The organism is Bacillus sp. BACIII (assembly GCF_057836745.1).
Genome location: NZ_CM174437.1, coordinates 798,858 through 816,259, shown reverse-complemented (window position 1 = coordinate 816,259; position 17,402 = coordinate 798,858). Strand labels below are relative to the sequence as shown.

19 protein-coding genes are annotated in these 17,402 nt (G+C 46.3%); all 19 read right to left on the bottom strand.

The annotated features are described in order from the left end of the window. Nucleotides 1-3: 3 nt before the first annotated feature. A complete protein-coding gene (gene trpC / locus ACXN9U_RS04195) occupies nt 4-756 on the bottom strand; it encodes an indole-3-glycerol phosphate synthase TrpC (protein ID WP_489202200.1) in 753 nt (250 codons plus the stop codon). Continuing rightward, nucleotides 749-1,765 (bottom strand): anthranilate phosphoribosyltransferase, encoded by a 1,017-nt coding sequence (gene trpD / locus ACXN9U_RS04190; RefSeq protein ID WP_489202199.1) that lies wholly within the window; start codon nt 1,763-1,765, stop codon nt 749-751. Before trpD ends, trpC begins: the two co-directional genes overlap by 8 nt. Continuing rightward, a complete protein-coding gene (gene trpE / locus ACXN9U_RS04185; protein WP_489202198.1) occupies nt 1,737-3,284 on the bottom strand; it encodes an anthranilate synthase component I in 1,548 nt (515 codons plus the stop codon). The genes trpD and trpE overlap by 29 nt, the downstream gene beginning before the upstream one ends. A 224-nt stretch (nt 3,285-3,508) precedes the next feature. After that, the gene (aroH, locus tag ACXN9U_RS04180) at nt 3,509-3,892 is read right to left on the bottom strand and encodes a chorismate mutase (protein WP_045510999.1); all 384 of its coding nucleotides are present in this window, start codon (nt 3,890-3,892) and stop codon (nt 3,509-3,511) included. Further along, nucleotides 3,889-4,977, bottom strand: a complete 1,089-nt coding sequence (aroB, locus tag ACXN9U_RS04175) for a 3-dehydroquinate synthase (RefSeq protein ID WP_489202197.1) — start codon at nt 4,975-4,977, stop codon at nt 3,889-3,891. The genes aroH and aroB overlap by 4 nt, the downstream gene beginning before the upstream one ends. Continuing rightward, the gene (aroC, locus tag ACXN9U_RS04170) at nt 4,977-6,149 is read right to left on the bottom strand and encodes a chorismate synthase (protein WP_489202196.1); all 1,173 of its coding nucleotides are present in this window, start codon (nt 6,147-6,149) and stop codon (nt 4,977-4,979) included. Before aroC ends, aroB begins: the two co-directional genes overlap by 1 nt. A 71-nt stretch (nt 6,150-6,220) precedes the next feature. Then, the gene (locus tag ACXN9U_RS04165; protein ID WP_060964889.1) at nt 6,221-6,991 is read right to left on the bottom strand and encodes a protein-glutamate O-methyltransferase; all 771 of its coding nucleotides are present in this window, start codon (nt 6,989-6,991) and stop codon (nt 6,221-6,223) included. A gap of 189 nt (nt 6,992-7,180) precedes the next feature. Then, complete coding sequence (gene ndk, locus ACXN9U_RS04160; protein WP_003153455.1) at nt 7,181-7,627, bottom strand: nucleoside-diphosphate kinase; 447 nt, start codon at nt 7,625-7,627, stop codon at nt 7,181-7,183. Between the two features lie 119 nt (nt 7,628-7,746). Next, a complete protein-coding gene (gene hepT / locus ACXN9U_RS04155) occupies nt 7,747-8,709 on the bottom strand; it encodes a heptaprenyl diphosphate synthase component II (protein ID WP_016939103.1) in 963 nt (320 codons plus the stop codon). Nucleotides 8,710-8,737: 28 nt separating this feature from the next. After that, nucleotides 8,738-9,439: a demethylmenaquinone methyltransferase gene (gene menG, locus ACXN9U_RS04150; RefSeq protein ID WP_045925472.1), complete on the bottom strand. Its 702-nt coding sequence runs from the start codon at nt 9,437-9,439 to the stop codon at nt 8,738-8,740. 5 nt (nt 9,440-9,444) lie between these two features. Then, nucleotides 9,445-10,200 (bottom strand): heptaprenyl diphosphate synthase component 1, encoded by a 756-nt coding sequence (gene hepS, locus ACXN9U_RS04145; protein WP_060964887.1) that lies wholly within the window; start codon nt 10,198-10,200, stop codon nt 9,445-9,447. 156 nt (nt 10,201-10,356) lie between these two features. Then, nucleotides 10,357-10,584: a trp RNA-binding attenuation protein MtrB gene (gene mtrB / locus ACXN9U_RS04140; protein ID WP_003153449.1), complete on the bottom strand. Its 228-nt coding sequence runs from the start codon at nt 10,582-10,584 to the stop codon at nt 10,357-10,359. A gap of 20 nt (nt 10,585-10,604) precedes the next feature. After that, entirely contained in the window at nt 10,605-11,177 is a 573-nt protein-coding gene (gene folE, locus ACXN9U_RS04135) for a GTP cyclohydrolase I FolE (protein ID WP_016939106.1), read from the bottom strand. 186 nt (nt 11,178-11,363) lie between these two features. Next, nucleotides 11,364-11,642, bottom strand: a complete 279-nt coding sequence (gene hbs, locus ACXN9U_RS04130) for a non-specific DNA-binding protein Hbs (protein WP_003153447.1) — start codon at nt 11,640-11,642, stop codon at nt 11,364-11,366. A 374-nt stretch (nt 11,643-12,016) separates the two neighbouring features. Next, a complete protein-coding gene (spoIVA, locus tag ACXN9U_RS04125) occupies nt 12,017-13,495 on the bottom strand; it encodes a stage IV sporulation protein A (RefSeq protein ID WP_003153438.1) in 1,479 nt (492 codons plus the stop codon). Nucleotides 13,496-13,680: 185 nt separating this feature from the next. Continuing rightward, nucleotides 13,681-14,415, bottom strand: a complete 735-nt coding sequence (locus tag ACXN9U_RS04120) for a hypothetical protein (protein ID WP_489202195.1) — start codon at nt 14,413-14,415, stop codon at nt 13,681-13,683. Between the two features lie 19 nt (nt 14,416-14,434). Further along, a complete protein-coding gene (locus ACXN9U_RS04115) occupies nt 14,435-14,638 on the bottom strand; it encodes a DUF2768 domain-containing protein (protein ID WP_003153435.1) in 204 nt (67 codons plus the stop codon). 318 nt (nt 14,639-14,956) lie between these two features. Then, a complete protein-coding gene (locus ACXN9U_RS04110; protein ID WP_049628700.1) occupies nt 14,957-15,994 on the bottom strand; it encodes an NAD(P)H-dependent glycerol-3-phosphate dehydrogenase in 1,038 nt (345 codons plus the stop codon). A gap of 17 nt (nt 15,995-16,011) precedes the next feature. Further along, the gene (gene der / locus ACXN9U_RS04105) at nt 16,012-17,322 is read right to left on the bottom strand and encodes a ribosome biogenesis GTPase Der (protein ID WP_016939109.1); all 1,311 of its coding nucleotides are present in this window, start codon (nt 17,320-17,322) and stop codon (nt 16,012-16,014) included. Nucleotides 17,323-17,402: the final 80 nt, after the last annotated feature.

Genomic DNA, 17,402 nt, shown 5'->3' with positions numbered 1-17,402 from the left:
CCCTCACTCCCCGAACAGCCCGCGGATCGCCTTTTGCTGTGAATCCTCTCTCATTAAGGATTCTCCGATCAATACAGCCTGCGCCCCGTGCTTGTTGACGAATTGCAGGTCAGCCAAAGAGCCGATCCCGCTTTCACTGACCAGCAGACAGCCGTCCGGCACAAGCTGCGCTATTTTTTCCGTTTGCGAAACCGAAGTACGGAACGTTTTTAAGTTCCGGTTGTTAATGCCGAGAATGTCCGGCTGAAACACCTGTAAAATCCGTTCAAGCACGGTTTCATCATGGACTTCCACGAGAACGTCCATGCCCTTCTCACGTGCTTCCAGGTAAAGCTCATGAAGCTTTGAAGGTTCCAGCGCTTCACCGATCAGCAAAATCGCATCAGCACCGAGCCGGTACGATTCCTCCACCTGCAGGGAGTCAATAATAAAATCCTTTCTTAATACGGGAAGAGAAACGCTTTTTTTAACATCTGTCAAAAAGTGATTTCTTCCCTGAAAAAAACGGGTATCCGTCAGAACAGAAAGGGCGTCGGCTTTGGCTGCTTCATAATCTGCCGCAATCTCTTCCGGAACAAAATGCTCTTTAATCAGCCCTTTAGACGGCGAAGCTTTTTTCACTTCAGCGATCAGCCCGATAAAACGGTTCGGATTCAGGAGCGCTTCCTTAAAAGATCTCCGTTCAATTTGACAGGTTTCCGGCAGCACAATGGATTTGATTTCTTCTTTTTTCTGCTGAATGATTTGATCAAGCATATAATTCTTCCTCTTTCTGTTTCAGACGTTCGAGCTGCCTTTTGGCATCTCCGTTTTGAATCGTTTCTAAAGCGATTTCGGCTCCTTCTTTCAGATCGTTTGCGAGACCCGCCGTATAAATGGCCGCTCCCGCATTTAAGGCCGTAATGTGCAGAGCGGACGACGGAGCTTTATTTGCAAAAATATTCTGAATGAGATGCGCGCTTTCTTCCGCTGAGCTCACTTGAATATCTTTCAGCAAACCTTCTTTAAAACCGAATTGTTCAGGTGATACCGCATATTCCAGACGTTCACCGTTTTTCAGCTCAATGACATCGGTCGGTGCGGTGACGGAAAGTTCATCTAACCCGTCACGCGCCGACACAAGCATGACATGCCTGACTTCAAATTGTTCCAAAGCGCTTGCCATCAGGCGCGCTTTTTCAGATGAATAGACACCGATCACCTGCCGCTTCGCCTGCAGCGGGTTGCTGAGCGGGCCAAGCAGGTTAAACACGGTTCGGAAGCCCAGCTCTTTTCTCACAGCGGCGACGTGCTTCATTGACGAATGAAACAGCGGCGCAAACAAAAAACCCATTTGCTTCGTCTCAATACTGTGCTTAACACTGTCAGGAGTGGCTTGAATGGAAACACCCAGTTTTTCCAGCACATCCGCGCTGCCGCTCTTAGACGACACGGAACGATTTCCGTGCTTGGCAACTTTGGCTCCGGCGGCAGAGGCTGTAATCGCTGCTGCCGTTGATATGTTAAACGTAGAAATCCCGTCTCCGCCTGTTCCGCACGTATCAACGACCTCTTCCAGGCCATCTGCCGTCTGCGCACGGGCCCGCATCACTTTTACAAATCCGGCGAGCTCCTCCGCCGTTTCGCCGCGGTGGGCTAATACCGATAAGATTCCGCCGATTTCAGACTGCGACATGTCTCCGTTCATCATCATTTCCATCAGCTTTTCGGCTTCTCCGGTTTTCAGCGTGCCGCCATTAACGCACGATTGCAGAAATTTGTTCATCCGTCTTCTCCTCCCCGCCAGAAAAGATGTCTTCTGCGATTTGAATCGTTTTTAACAGCGCCCCTGCTTTGTTGCAGCTCTCTTCATATTCGGCTTCCGGGACGGAATCAGCGACTATTCCCGCGCCCGCCTGCACCGACGCCGTACCGTTTTTGACACTCATGGTGCGGATGGTAATACACGAATCAATCGAACCGTCAAATCCGATATAAGCGATACATCCGCCGTAAGTTTCTCTGGAAGTCGGTTCTAATTCATTTAAAATCTGCATCGCGCGGATTTTCGGAGCGCCCGAGAGTGTTCCTGCCGGGAATGCCGACATCAGCGCATCAACCGGATGGACGCCCTGTTTTAAACGGCCGGTTACAACGGAGATGATGTGCATCACATGTGAAAAAGAAACGATCTTCGTGAATTCCGGAACGGTTACGGAACCATACTCCGCGACTCTGCCGATATCATTGCGCGCCAGATCGACGAGCATGTAATGTTCAGCTTTTTCTTTTTCGTCATTCATCAGCTCTTTTTTCAGGCGTTCGTCCTCTTCTTTTCCGGCTCCCCTTTTTCTCGTTCCGGCGATCGGATGTATTTCCAGATGCCTGTCATGCACACGGATCAGGCGTTCAGGCGAACTCCCGACAATGTCTCTGTCCGGCAGTTTAATATAGTACATATAAGGTGAAGGGTTGACGATGCGGAGCACCCTGTACAGCTCAAAGGAATGTCTGGATACCGGGATCTCAAATTTTTGCGACAGCACTCCTTGAAAAATATCTCCCGCTTTTATATATTCTTTCAGTTTATTAACGCCGGCCATAAACTCTTCTTTCGTATTATTGGATGTCACATTGACAAAGCTCGGTGTTTCAAATGTATCTTTGGAAAAAAACGGCTCTTTCATATCCTTAGGTTCTGTCAAAATACCGATAAGCTTGCGAAGCTCAGCGCAATTTTCTTTAAAAACGGCCCGTTTTTCTTCTTCCGTCTCCCGGCCGTTAAGCGCCGCATATTGAATGAAATGCACTTGTTTCGTTTCATGGTCGTACGCAATGATTTTCCGGCAGACAAACAGCATGCATTTTTCTAAATCTGTTTCTTTTGCGTGGCTTGGCACGGAAGGCTCAATTAAAGGAATCATGTCATAGCTCAGATAACCGACCGCCCCTCCCGAAAACGGGATATCAAGATCGGGCGTTTTAATACGGAAGCTTTCATTCATCCAGTCAAGCACGGCTTTTAAATCTCCGGCTTCAAACAGCGTAACCCCTTTCGGATCAGCGGCAGTGAATGTGTGATGACTCTCTTTAATCGTGATAAAAGGATCGAGACCGATAAAGGAGTATCTTGACCAGCTTGACGACTCATCCTTGCTTTCCAGCAAATACGTAATGTTTCTGTCCAGTTTTTCAACCATCTGAATGGGTGTGATCGTATCGACCGTAAAAGTCTCTGCGATTGGAATGGTGCGGTGTGTCAGACTGTCCTTTAAAAATAAAGAAATATCCGATTGTAAATTCATGATTCTCCTCCTTACGGTAAGGAGAATGAGATGAGGAGTGAGAGGGGTCTTGCGTATATGAAATAAACCCAAAAGAAAGGCTTCTTTTGGGCAGAATAAAAACGTGTTTATCTCAGCTCAGCTAAACTCATTCTCTGCTACCCTATTCTAAACTCAACTGTTTCATCATCTGGCTTCTATGCTTTATACACACTCTTGTGTATTTCTAAGCTTTTTTTATCGTATTACATGTCAGTATTTTTTGTCAATGATAAATCCGGTCTTAACACAACGGCTTTTTCTAAATAGACATGCTTGATTTCATCTTGAGGCGTATCCGTCTGAACCGTCATCAGGACACGGATACATTTTTTCAGAGCGCCTGCAACATCCATTTCCTGCATGCATGTTACCGGGACGTACTGCCACCCGGAAAGGCGGCGGACCGCTTTTGCCGGAAATACGGAATGGATGTCAGGCGTGGCGGATAACAGGATCTGCACGACGTCTTCCGGCTTGCATCCATTTTGTTCAATGATTTTTTCAAGCAGCTGCTGTGTTTTTTCTAAAATTTCTTGTTCGGTGTCTTGTTCCACCGTTGTTGCTCCGCGAATGCCGCGTATCATCATGCTGTTTCCTCCATTCGCCATTTGTTCAGCAAATTTTCAAGCTCATCTTTTGAAAGCATACAGTCCTGCGCTTCGCCTAATTCCTTCAATACGATGAACTGAGTCATGCCTCCGCGCGTTTTTTTGTCATTCATCATCCGGACGGAGAGAACCGGTGTTTCAATATCTTGTCTGATGCTTCCCGGGTAGCCGAGCCCAATCAGCCATTGCGTGAGTTCTTTTCTGTTCATCTTGCATCCCGCAACTTGTTCACTCACGTAAAGGGCAAACTGCATGCCGAGGGCGACTGCATCTCCATGTGTAATTCGGCCGTAGCCGTATTCCGCCTCAACGGCGTGGCCGAGCGTATGTCCGAAATTCAGAAAAGCTCTTATCCCCTCTTCCTTTTCGTCCTCACGCACAACGGCCGATTTGATTGAGATTCCTTTATAAATCATTTCATTCAGCTCTGCGCTTGTCAGTCCGTTTAACGTATCAAGCGTGAGGAGCTTTTCTAAAAAAGCGTGGTCGGCGATAAACGCATGTTTTATCACCTCAGCCATACCCGATCTCAGCTCTTGTTCCGGCAGGGTTTTCAGAAGCTCCGTATCATAAATCACCGCTTTCGGCTGATAGAACGCTCCGATTAAATTCTTTCCGAGTCTATGATTGACGGCCACCTTGCCGCCGACCGCGCTGTCATGGGCAAGCAGTGTCGTCGGCATTTGGATGAAATCAATTCCGCGCATAAAAGTCGCTGCGCAAAAGCCGGCCAAATCACCCGTCACACCGCCTCCGAAGGCGATCATACATGAAGAGCGGTCCATATGGAAAGCGATCGCTTCCGATTGAATCCGTTCATACTCTTTCAGAGACTTCGCTTCTTCTCCGCTCGGGACGATCACTTTTTTCACGGGCCATGTTTCGTTTAGAAGCCGGAACATCTCATCACCGTAAAGCCGGTCGACTTCAGCGTCGATGACGAGCAGGATTTTTGTCAGCGGCCTGTTCAGTGAAGTCAGAAGGGCAGCGGCCTGTTTCCTGATGCCTTCACCGATATACACGGGATATGCGGAGGAAGCCGTCCGAACCTCAAGCTCCTTCATTAGAATTCCCTCGATAGTTTCTTCATGTTTTCAACATTTTCTTTAATGCGGTCGATCTGGTCGAGGCCGAATTGTTCTACGACGGCATTTGCGATTTCCCAGGCCACTGCCGCTTCAGCCACGACGCTTGCCGCTGGAACCGCGCAGCTGTCTGAACGTTCAATGCTCGCTGAAAACGGCTCTTTCGTTTCAATATCAACGCTTTTCAGCGGCTTATATAAAGTCGGGATCGGTTTCATAACGCCGCGGACGACAATCGGCATACCTGTCGTCATACCGCCTTCTAATCCTCCGAGCCTATTTGTAGCGCGTGTGTAGCCTTTCTCTTCATCCCACACGATTTCATCATGAACATCACTGCCGTTTTTGCCGGCCGCTTCAAAACCGATGCCGAACTCGACACCTTTAAAAGCATTGATCGACAGAACGGCAGCGGCGAGCTTGCTGTCCAGTTTACGGTCATAATGGACATAGCTTCCGACACCGACCGGCATGCCTTCGACAATCACTTCAACGATTCCGCCGATTGAGTCGCCGTTTGCCTTCGCTTCATCAATGGCTGCCATCATTTGACGGCCTGCTTCTTCATCGTAGCATCTGACCGGTGATTCTTCCGTTACCCGCTTGAGATCATCAATGGATGTGTAGTCGGTCTTCTCGGCTTTTACCCCGCCGATTTGCAAAACATGTCCGGCCACTGTAATGCCAAGCTCCGCTAAAATCTTTTTAGCGACGGCTCCGGCAGCCACGCGAACCGTTGTCTCACGCGCGGAAGATCGTTCTAACACATTTCTCATATCGCGGTGATTGTACTTAATGGCGCCGTTTAAATCCGCGTGCCCCGGTCTCGGTCTTGAAATCTGGCGTTTCATTTCACTTTCTTCTTCTTCTGTAATCGGTGCGGCACCCATGATTTTTGTCCAGTGGGTCCAGTCTTTATTTTCTACAACGAGCGCAATGGGTGAACCGAGTGTCCGGGCATGCCGCACGCCGCTCGTAATCTTCGCTCTGTCCGTTTCAATCTGCATGCGCCGTCCGCGCCCGTGCCCTTTTTGGCGTCTGGCAAGCTCAAAATTAATATCTTCCTCAGTTATATAAAGCCCCGCAGGCACACCTTCTATAATGGTCGTCAGCTGCGGACCGTGTGATTCTCCGGCTGTTAAGTATCTCATTTCGTTCTTCTCCCTTCATCACATTAACGCTTTTAAGTAAAACTATAACACAAGTTTTCATAAAATGTCTTCTATCTTTTTTGATAAAAAAATGTATCAGTGCTTTCAAGGCCGAATTTTTCCGGGCTGAAAATTTGTTCTGTGCTTCCGACAAACAGAATTCCGTTCTTTTTCAGGCTGCCCGCCATTTTCACATACAGCTCTTCTTTCGCTTTTTCAGTAAAATAAATAAAAACATTGCGGCAGACGATCAGATCAAAATCCTGTTCATAGCTGTCGGCAAGCAGGTTATGCCGCTTAAACCGGATGTTTTTCTGAATCTCTTGTTTTACTTGATAGCTGTTGTCAGCCTGCTTGGTGAAATAGCGGCTTTTTATGGAAGCCGGCACCTCTTGCAGGGACCGCTCCTGATAGATGCCCCGCTTGGCTTTGCCGAGCGCCTTTTCATCAATATCTGTCGCCAATATATCAAATCCGGCCAAACCCGCCTGCTGATTGAGAATCATGGCCAAGGTATAGGGTTCCTCCCCCGTTGAACAGGCCGCACTCCATATTTTTAACGGTTTGTTATGCTTTATTAACGGAAGAATTGAGGTTTCAAGAACTTCCCATCGTTTATAATTTCGGTAAAATTCAGAAACATTGATTGTCATCCTGTCCAATGTTTCATTTAATAAAAGCTTGTCTTTCTCCAAAGCGGCGGCAAATTCCTGAAAATCTTTGAATCCCTTTTTTTCATAAAGGGACGTCAGCCGCCTTTTCATTTGTGCTTCTTTGTATAAAGATAAATCAACACCGGTTATTTTCTTCCACTTGGTGATAAAAATGTCGTAAGGCTCCATTGCTTCTCTCCCAATCTCGCTGTCTTTTGTCCTAGTATAGCCTGTTTTCTTTCTAATTTGTACGATTTCAATAAAAAAATCAGCCCGCAGGCTGATTTGTGAGAAATGAAAAGACAGGGCAGCGCAGCCTCTGTCTTTCTTAAAATATGTAAACCTTTTCATAACAAGAGAAAAAGAAAGGCTGACGGCTTAGTACACCCAGTCGGCCATTAATTTTTGATACGGTACAAGCTCTTCCTGTTTAAAGAAAATGTCAATTTCCCGTTCAGCGCTTTCTAAGGAGTCTGAACCGTGAATGATATTTTTGCCGACAAACATGCCGTAGTCACCGCGAATCGTGCCTGGCAGTGCGTCTTTCGGGTTTGTTTTTCCGATCAGCTGTCTTGTGATCTCTACTACATTTTCCCCTTCCCATACCATTGCAAATACGGGTCCTGATGTAATGAATTCCACAAGCTCACCGAAAAACGGTTTCCCTTTATGTTCAGCATAATGGTTTTCAGCCATCTGTTCTGAAACTTGCATCAGCTTGGCTCCTGCCAATTGTAAGCCCTTACGCTCAAATCTCGATAAAATCTCTCCGATCAGCTGGCGCTGTACGCCGTCCGGTTTTACCATGATAAAAGTTTTTTCCATAAGATTCTCCACCCCATCATTATGTATAGGCTTTCAAGTTGCACACCGAAATCGTAACATCTTTCTGACAATTAATCAATCCAGGGCGGAGAATGTTCACATCTTGTTCGTAAAAGGATTTAAAATTTCCGTTTGCCGATATATTTGGCAATGGCGGCCAAGGATGAACGCGCACGTCCTCTCGGCAGCGTATTCAGCTTTTCAAACGCTTTTTTTAAGTATCTATCACTGACGGCCATTGATTTTTCAATCGCATCTGTGCGTTTAATATTTTCAATAATGGGTGCGAGCTGCTCCTGTGTTGTTTCGCTGTTAATTAATTTCAGCTGATTTTTCAATTCAGGCTGACGCAGCGCGTACAAAACGGGCAGAGTGACATTTCCTTGCAGCAGATCTCCTCCGACCGGTTTTCCCAGCTCCTCTTCCGTTGAAGTGAAATCAAGGATATCATCAATAATCTGGTAGGACATGCCCACGTAATAACCAAACCAATATAATGCTTTATGAATCTTTTCATCAGCTCCCGAAGCGATGGCGCCGAGCTGGCAGCTGACGGCGATAAGAAGCGCCGTTTTCCGTTTGATGCGGCGTAAATAGGTTCTGAGGTTTTGTTCCATATTATATTTATCTTTGATCTGTTCAATTTCTCCGAGGCATACTTCTACGATGGTTTTGGACAGGATCCGGTGGGCTTTCGGCTCATCCAGTCTCGTCATCATCTCAAGCGAGCCCGCAAGCATATAATCACCGGTATACATGGCGATGCGGTTGTCCCATTTGGCTTTAATGGTCGGTTTTCCTCTCCGCAGCTCGGCGTCATCAATGACGTCGTCATGCACGAGGGACGCCATATGAATCATTTCCAGCGTCACCGCAACATATTTTATTTTATTAATGTCATAGTCGCCGAACATGCCGGAAAGCAATACGAAAACAGGGCGGATCCGCTTGCCTCCTGCCTGAAGCAGATGGAGCCCGGCTTCACTCAGCAAGGGATAGTCAGACCGTACCGTCTGCTCAAGCTCCCTTTCGATCACATCAATATCATCATTTAAAAAAGAATAGGCCATTTTAAATTTCATATCATTCACCCAAACATCTGTATATTCATCATTTCCAGCCGATATGCGTAGCGGCCACTCCGCCGGTAAACGAATGGTATTTGACATTCGTCAGGCCCGCTTCTTCAAACAGACGCGCAAGCTCTTTCATACCGGGAAATTCTCTTGCTGATTCTTGAAGCCAAGAATATTCTTTATAGCTCTTCGCAAACATTTTTCCGAAGAAAGGCATGATGTATTTAAAATAAAGGAAATATGCCTGTCTGAAACCGATCATTTCCGGCTGGGATGTTTCCAGGCATACGACCTGTCCGCCCGGTTTGACGACGCGCCGCATTTCTTTCAGCACGGTCAGATAGTCGGGAACGTTCCGGAGTCCGAAGCCGATGGTGACAAAATCAAAAGAATCATCAGCGAAAGGAAGCTCCATTGCGTTTCCGTGCAAAAGCTCAATTTGGCTGTAACCGCCCTCTTTTACTTTTTTCTCGCCGATGCTCAGCATATTTTTGCTGAAATCCAGCCCTTTGATTTCGCCGCTTTTTCCGGCAGCTTCTGCGAGGGCAATCGTCCAGTCAGCCGTCCCGCAGCAGACGTCAAGCGCTTTTGCGCCTTCTTGCACATTCATGATCTGCATCGTTTTGTCGCGCCATTTTTTATGCTGCTGAAAACTGATGACAGAGTTCATTTGGTCATAATTTTTATAGATTTTTTCAAACACGCCGTGTACGCGCTGTTCTTTTGACTCCTGCATGTTGATTACCCTTCTTCCACTTTCTGATGATATGTTTTGTCTTGGCTGATCGCTTTAAGCCGGTTCAGCATTAGATTTTGGATTGGTGAATTGAGCGGCAGCAGCGTTTCAATGCTTTGTTTCGCCTTTCGGAAGCTTTCTTCCAGTATTTCAGCCTTTGATTTCCCTGACTTTACAATATTGCCGATGACATCGAGAAATATAGCATTGCCGTTCATCAGCCGCTTATACACAAAAAAATCACTCGCCAGCTCTTTCCAGCGCGGAAGATTAAAGTGGTCTGACACTCTGTTAAACAGGGCCGCTTCCACAATCGCCATGCTTTCGATCAATTGGTTCAAGTCATTGACAGACCGATCGTACAGACGGATTTTATGCTCATTGATTTCTTTAATTGCCGTAGCGAGCGTCCGGATCATATAGATATCCTTCATTTCAGATAAAAGCGAATAATACAGTCCGCTGAAATAGTCGCCGGCAAGCACGGTGAGCTGCCGGTTTTTATTTTCGTCTCGCTTTAACGCTCTGGCTGTTGTCACTTCATCGTGGGTATCAAGGGCGCTTTGGACAAGCATCGCAGTTACTATGTAATTTTCTCTGTCGTTGTTCTTAATGTCCGCCTCTTCAAACAAAGCGTGAAAAAGAAGAAGCTTATCCTCATCGATTTTCGGCGCAGAAATATGTTTCGCTAAATAAGGATGAGACAGCTTTTGTTTTAATTTCGTATTTAAATTCGCTAAAGTTCCGTAGATGTCTTGCAAAAATATCACCCTTGTCCCCAAATTCACATTTATTCTAATATGTATGAGATTTACTCGTCATTATTATACGCAGGTATCATTATAGCATAAAAAAAAGAAATTGGCTGTATTCTCCCGCCGTTTGCGGGCATTTGGCAAAAGCGGGAAACAGCCGGCTTATTTTTTTTCGCTGTTCATTTCTCCGTAAGCGGTCTGGATGAGGGCGTTGCCTCTCACTTTGATGGCTGAAGTATGCTCTGTAAACTGAGCGATAATCACTTCACCTTTGTCCAGCTTTTCAGAATGGTGGAATTTCGTATCCGTTCCTCTTGTTAAACCGATGACGTTCACACCGTCCTCGACCGCTTTAATGACGACAAAATCACTTGAATGCTTTGAATTCATATCTGCACCCTCTATCATAATTAATCCGCACGTTTAATATGTTCTAACACTTCGGAACGCGCCGCAGCGTCATCTTTAAAAATACCTCTTACAGCGGAAGTTACCGTTTTTGCCCCCGGCTTTCTTACGCCTCTCATCGTCATGCACATATGCTCAGCTTCAACGACAACCATGACGCCGTGGGGATCTAAGGTGTCTACGATGCTTTCTGCAATCGTTGAAGTAATGCGCTCCTGCAGCTGCGGGCGTTTTGAAACGGCTTCCACTGCACGCGCCAATTTACTCAGGCCTGTCACTTTACCGCCGCGCGGAATGTAGGCAATATGCGCTTTTCCGTAAAAAGGAACAAGATGATGTTCACACATAGAATGAAACGCGATATCTTTTACAAGAACAAGCTCCTCGTGGTCCTCGCCGAAAACGGTTTTGAAATGCTCTTTCGGGTCTTCATTTAACCCCGAGAATACTTCCGCGTACATTTTCGCCACACGTTTCGGTGTATCTAAAAGACCTTCCCGGTCCGGGTCTTCTCCTATCGCCTCTAAAATCTGGCGAACTGCCTGTTCAATCTGTTCTTTATTAACTTCTTTCATTGTCTGTGTCCTCCACCATTGAATACATTTAATTTCGATTCTAGCACATTTGGCGCGCCAAAAGCAAAACGAAAGTCCTGCCCGGAGACCGAGGCTGCTTAAATATGAAAAGCCCCTTTATCAAGGGGCTTTTCTGTGAAGAAACAAAGTGTATGTATCAGATGCATACACGATCTATATTCACAATTATTTTCCTGCAACAGCGTCTTTAAGAGCTTTACCTGGTTTGAAAGCAGGTACCTTGCTTGCAGGGATTTCGATCTCTTCACCTGTTTGCGGGTTACGTCCTTTACGTGCAGAACGCTCGCGCACCTCAAAGTTACCGAAACCGATCAGTTGGATTTTATCACCATTTTTAAGTGCATCTAAAATCGTATCAAAAACAGAATCAACTGCTTTTGTAGCGTCTTTTTTAGACAATTCGCTTGCTTCTGCAACCGCATTGATTAGTTCTGTCTTGTTCATGCCTTTCACCTCCTCCCAAAAGGGTATCAATTCAGCAGTTTATTATCATTTCTTCACAGTTCAGCCTGATTCTAAACCTGTCTTAATAAAAAATCAAAGCAGGGAAGAACAGACAAGTAAACGGCTTTTCAAAAGAAAACAGACACTTTGAGGAATGTTTGTCCAACAAAGTGAAGATTTTCTGTAAGTAGAGTAACACATATAAAAAGCCATATCAAGCATTTTAAAGCCCCAATCCCTTGCTCGTCAAGGTTTTCGCGTGTTTTACCGAACAAATATTCCTTTTTTTGCTTTTTTCCTCCTAATCCTTGATTGATTTCCAGTATCTAAAAAGACAAAAAAAGACCCCCCGTTTCAGGAAGAGGTCCTTCAGCTTACAAAATAATGGCGATCAGGCCGCCTGAACCTTCGTTTATAATTCTCTCAAGCGTTTCTTTCAGTTTATATCTCGCATTTTCCGGCATAAGCGACAGTTTCGCCGAGATTCCCTCTCTTACGATCGAGCTCAATGATCTTCCGAAAATATCGGAGTTCCAGATCGAAAGCGGATCATCCTCAAAGTCCTGCATTAAGTAGCGGACAAGCTCTTCGCTTTGCTTTTCCGTCCCGATGATCGGCGCGAATTCACTTTCCACATCCACTTTGATCATATGAATGGACGGGGCGACCGCTTTCAGCCTTACTCCGAATCTTGATCCCTGTCTGATGATTTCCGGCTCATCAAGGCTCATATCCGTTAAGGCCGGGGCTGCAATGCCGTAGCCGGTCTGTTTCACCATTTTCAGCGCGTCTGAAACCTGATCATATTCCTTTTTCGCGTGGGCGAAGTCCTGCATTAATTCAAGCAGGTGGTCTTTCCCGCGGATTTCGACGCCCACTACTTCTTTTAAAATCTGGTCGTATAAATGATCCGGCGCGTATAAATCAATTTCTGCGACACCCTGGCCAAGTTCAATTCCGGCCAATCCGGCGCTTTCAATAAACTCAAATTCACTGAAGTGGCCGACAACCCGGTCGACGTCGCGCAGTCGTTTGATATCTTTTACGGTTTCTTTCACTGATTCCTGGTAACTCTCTCTGAGCCAGTGATTTTCTTTCAGCACCATGACCCAGCTCGGAAGGTTGACATTCACTTCCAGCACAGGGAACTCGTAAAGCGCTTCTCTGAGAACGCTTAACACATCTGTTTCCCTCATGCTTTCAACACTCATGGCGAGAACGGGGATATCATATTTCGCGCTTAATTCAGCTCTGAGCGCTTCTGTTTCCGGGTGGTACGGCTTCACCGAGTTGATGACCATAATAAACGGTTTGCCGACTTCCTTCAGCTCGTCAATGACTCTTTCTTCCGCTTCTACATAATCGCCCCGCGCAATATCACCGATTGAGCCGTCCGTCGTAATGACGACCCCGATTGTGGAATGTTCCTGGATGACTTTTCTCGTACCGATCTCCGCCGCTTCATGAAAGGGAATCGGTTCTTCGTACCATGGTGTATTGATCATTCTTGGGCCGTTTTCATCTTCATATCCCTTCGCACCGGGAACCGTGTATCCCACACAATCCACAAGACGGATATTGACGTCAAGCCCTTCCGCCACATGTACGGACATGGCTTGATTCGGAACAAATTTGGGTTCTGTGGTCATAATCGTTTTTCCTGCTGCGCTTTGCGGAAGCTCATCCTGCGCCCGCGCTCGGTCGGCTTCATTGCTGATATTCGGGAGCACCACAAGCTCCATAAATTTTTTAATAAATGTAGATTTCCCTGTACGGACAGCGCCGACGACTCCTAAGTATATATCGCCTCCTGTTCGTTCAGCGATATCCTTGAAAATATCGACCTTTTCCAAGTGATCCCCTCCCGGACTTCCTATCCTTATCATTTTTCATTCACCATTCTTCAATCAAATACAGGACACTATATGTGTATGACGTTGTCCTATTTCAATATGACATCTTTAGAAAATTTTCAGGCAATCTTTTCTATCGGAATCAAAAAAACCTTTCTCCCTATTTGTATGCGCGGGAGAAAGGTTCATTCCTGTTTCGTTTTACTTTCTAAAAAAACGGGTTCCTGTTTTTCATTTACGGTGTATGTGACTGAAAAGGCCGGGACGAAAGGCGTCTCTTTCCATAAAATATCCTGAATTTCCGCGCCCGGTCTGATTTTCTTTTTGTTTTCTTTCAGGCAGCGGGCGAGATCGACGCGATAGTCGGCATAGATTTCTCCGTCAGCGCCGATTAAAAGCGGAAGAGACGTGCCTGAAACCGGACTTTTGACTGAAGGAGTGTCTTTCATGCCGAGCTTTTTTTTATTTAAAGTGAACAGCCCTTTTGAAACGGCGTCCTCATAGGGCGGATATGTATGTTTTTCCTGATACATTTTAACACGCAGCTTCATGTCGCGGATTGCCTCCGCCATTTGGAGATCGATCAGCTTCACGGTCGGCTTATTTTCCACATCGACAAGCACGTATTGGTACATTCCTCCGCTTTCAAAAGCTGATGCCGGCGGCTCCTCTATATATCTGGGCGCGAGCCGCTTAAAATCTATCGGATATTTTTGATAGATCGGTGTTTTCATATCTTTTGTCTGAATCGGCAGAAGTCCGCCGTTCGCCTTTTTAAACTCATCCACTGCCGCTTGAACCTGCTGAAGCTGATGCTTGTAAGATACTTTATTTTCGGTTTTTTCCGCTTCAGGATACAGACAGCCGGACAGCAGAAGCACCGCAAATGCCGTTATGACGGCCATTTTTATCTTATGCATGCCGCGCCCCCTTTTTTGCTTATTCATTGACAGGCCCGCTGAAAACGACCATTAACACGATCAATCCCGAGATGACCATGCAGGCATAAGCGAGCGAAGAAACTGCTGCTTTGATCAGCTTGTTTTTCACTTTGTACCTGCTGACATAAATAGAGGCCACCGCAACAAACATTAATCCCATAGCACCAAGCGCAAACCACATTTTCATCAATGCCACACTCACGTCCGTGCCCCCCGTCCAATCATTGTAAGCGTTATATTTCATTTTAATATACAAATGTTGAAAAGATCAACAGGTTTTCCATCTATTGAAAAAACAAAAAAACTGAAGCAAAGAGGGGGACTTTGCTTCAGTCAAGTTGACTATATTCACCTATACGTCTGAGATACACTCTCTTGGACTTCGATGCTATAGTATGCGTAGATGCGTACGTCTGCATCCTCTTCTGCCTAAATCAGCAAATGTTTTAAGCGATTTCAGCCGGAGAGTTCTGCGTTTTGGACTTTCATCATTTCAGAATATGCAGACGGCAAGTTATTGTCACTTCACCCGGTTTTCGAATGTGTTGACCAAGTCTTCCATCTCATGGGTTTTCACTCTGGCCATTAAGGATTCTACGGCTGTTTCTACCTTCTGCCCGTTAAATAACACTTGGTGAAGCGCCTCTGTAATCGGCATTTTCACTTGGTATTTTTGAGAAAGCTGATATGCCGCTTTCGTCGTCCGCACGCCTTCCACAACCATTCCCATCTTGTCAAGGACAGCCTCCAGCTTGTACCCTTTGCCGAGCAGGTTGCCGGCGCGCCAATTGCGGGAATGGACGCTCGTACACGTCACGATTAAGTCGCCTACGCCAGTCAGGCCGGAAAAGGTGAGAGGATTTCCGCCCATCTTTGTGCCGAGTCTGGCGATTTCAGCAAGACCGCGGGTGATCAGGGCCGCTTTTGCGTTATCTCCGTATCCCAATCCGTCTGTAATTCCCGCTGCCAGAGCGATGATGTTCTTTAACGCTCCCCCTATTTCAACACCGATCATATCCGGATTGGTATAGACACGGAAATGCTGGTTCATAAATAGATCCTGAACCGCTTCTGCAGCCTCGATATTTTTTGAAGATGATGTAACAGTCGTCGGGTGTCTCAATCCGACTTCCTCAGCGTGGCTAGGCCCTGAAAGCACGACGATGTCTTTTCTGTACTCCTCAGGCAGCTCCTCTTCCATTAATTCAGAAATGCGGAGAAGCGAATCCGGCTCAATTCCTTTGCTGACATGAACAAAAATCGACTGTTTCGGGATGTAAGGCAGAGCCTTTTTCAGCACTTCCCGAATGGCTTTTGTCGGAACTGCCACAATGATGAAGTCAGCTCCTTTTAAAGCCTCGCTTAAATCAGCTGTGCCGATGATAGAGCTTGACAGCTCCACCCCCGGCAGATAATCTTTGTTTTCATGCAGTCCGTTGATTTGATCGATCAATTCGGCTCGGTGTCCCCACATCATGACCTGATGTCCGTTATCAGCCAGCACTAAAGAAAGTGCAGTGCCCCAGCTTCCCGCTCCAAGCATTGCCACTTTTTTCATCTCTGTATCACACCTTTTTATTTTCTTGCTCTTGCAAATATTTTAATTGGCGTACCTTCAAATCCGAAAGCATCACGGATTCGGTTTTCTAAAAAGCGTTCATAAGAAAAATGCATCAGTTCCGGATCGTTGACAAAAACAACGAAGCTCGGCGGTTTAACAGCAACTTGAGTCGCATAATAAATTTTCAGACGGGAGCCATTGTGCGTCGGAGTCGGATTCATGGCGACCGCATCCATGATGACGTCATTTAAGACATTTGTCTGCACGCGGAGAGAGTGGTTTTCACTCGCTTTAATAATCGCAGGCATGAGTGTATGAATCCGCTTTGTCGTCAGTGCCGACATGAACAGTACCGGCGCATAGTCGAGAAATTGGAAATGCTCTCGTATATTCTGTTCAAATTCTTTCATCGTGCGTTCGTCCTTATCAACGGCATCCCATTTGTTTACGACGATGACGACGGCTTTTCCTGCTTCATGGGCATATCCGGCGATCCGCTTGTCCTGCTCAAGGATGCCTTCTTCAGCGTTCAGTACCACGCCGACGACGTCTGAGCGGTCAATGGCTTTTAATGCCCGAAGCACGCTGTATTTTTCTGTTGTTTCATATACTTTTCCCTTTTTTCTCATGCCCGCCGTGTCAACAATCACAAATTCCTGCTGGTTATAAGTGAATGCCGTATCTACAGCGTCTCTCGTCGTTCCCGCCACGTTGCTCACGATAACCCGCTCTTCGCCGAGCATCGCATTGACAAGAGAGGATTTTCCGACATTCGGACGGCCGATCAGGCAGAATTGAACGACATCATCATTATACTTCGTTTCGGGAATGTTTTTAAAATGCTCGGCACAAGCATCGAGCAAATCTCCCAATCCCAAACCGTGAGTACCGGAAATCGGATAAGGCTCTCCAAAACCGAGCGCGTAAAAGTCATAGATGTTCGCTCTCATTTCGGTATTATCTAATTTATTAACGGCTAATACGACCGGTTTTTTCGTCCGGTACAATATTTTTGCCACTTCTTCATCTGCAGACGTCACACCTTCGCGGCCGTTCACCATAAAGATGATCACATCAGCCTCGTCCATGGCGATTTCGGCCTGCTGGCGGATCTGTGTCAGAAACGGTTCGTCTCCGATGTCAATTCCGCCCGTGTCAATCAGGTTAAAATCATAATTCAGCCATTCCGCCGAACTGTATATCCGGTCCCGCGTCACTCCCGGGGTATCTTCTACTATTGAAATTCTTTCACCCGCAATCCGGTTAAAGATTGTGGATTTTCCCACATTCGGTCTTCCGACAATGGCTACGACAGGTTTACCCATAGTACCCTTCCTTTCAATCCAGCCGCTTACATTTTCACAAAAATTGTTCAACCGGTTATTAAAATCATCTTCGCTATGAA

Bases quoted from the DNA above. Each gene is read 5' to 3' on its own strand.
- trpC (WP_489202200.1), bottom strand. From the start codon at position 756: ATGCTTGATCAAATCATTCAGCAGAAAAAAGAAGAAATCAAATCCATT.
- aroH (WP_045510999.1), bottom strand. From the start codon at position 3,892: ATGATGATACGCGGCATTCGCGGAGCAACAACGGTGGAACAAGACACC.
- ndk (WP_003153455.1), bottom strand. From the start codon at position 7,627: ATGGAAAAAACTTTTATCATGGTAAAACCGGACGGCGTACAGCGCCAG.
- ACXN9U_RS04120 (WP_489202195.1), bottom strand. From the start codon at position 14,415: ATGCATAAGATAAAAATGGCCGTCATAACGGCATTTGCGGTGCTTCTG.
- aroB (WP_489202197.1), bottom strand. From the start codon at position 4,977: ATGAAGGAGCTTGAGGTTCGGACGGCTTCCTCCGCATATCCCGTGTAT.
- menG (WP_045925472.1), bottom strand. From the start codon at position 9,439: ATGCAGGAGTCAAAAGAACAGCGCGTACACGGCGTGTTTGAAAAAATC.
- mtrB (WP_003153449.1), bottom strand. From the start codon at position 10,584: ATGAATTCAAAGCATTCAAGTGATTTTGTCGTCATTAAAGCGGTCGAG.
- trpD (WP_489202199.1), bottom strand. From the start codon at position 1,765: ATGAACAAATTTCTGCAATCGTGCGTTAATGGCGGCACGCTGAAAACC.
- hepT (WP_016939103.1), bottom strand. From the start codon at position 8,709: ATGAAATTTAAAATGGCCTATTCTTTTTTAAATGATGATATTGATGTG.
- der (WP_016939109.1), bottom strand. From the start codon at position 17,322: ATGGGTAAACCTGTCGTAGCCATTGTCGGAAGACCGAATGTGGGAAAA.
- ACXN9U_RS04165 (WP_060964889.1), bottom strand. From the start codon at position 6,991: ATGGAGCCTTACGACATTTTTATCACCAAGTGGAAGAAAATAACCGGT.
- ACXN9U_RS04110 (WP_049628700.1), bottom strand. From the start codon at position 15,994: ATGAAAAAAGTGGCAATGCTTGGAGCGGGAAGCTGGGGCACTGCACTT.
- aroC (WP_489202196.1), bottom strand. From the start codon at position 6,149: ATGAGATACTTAACAGCCGGAGAATCACACGGTCCGCAGCTGACGACC.
- hbs (WP_003153447.1), bottom strand. From the start codon at position 11,642: ATGAACAAGACAGAACTAATCAATGCGGTTGCAGAAGCAAGCGAATTG.
- trpE (WP_489202198.1), bottom strand. From the start codon at position 3,284: ATGAATTTACAATCGGATATTTCTTTATTTTTAAAGGACAGTCTGACA.
- folE (WP_016939106.1), bottom strand. From the start codon at position 11,177: ATGAAAGAAGTTAATAAAGAACAGATTGAACAGGCAGTTCGCCAGATT.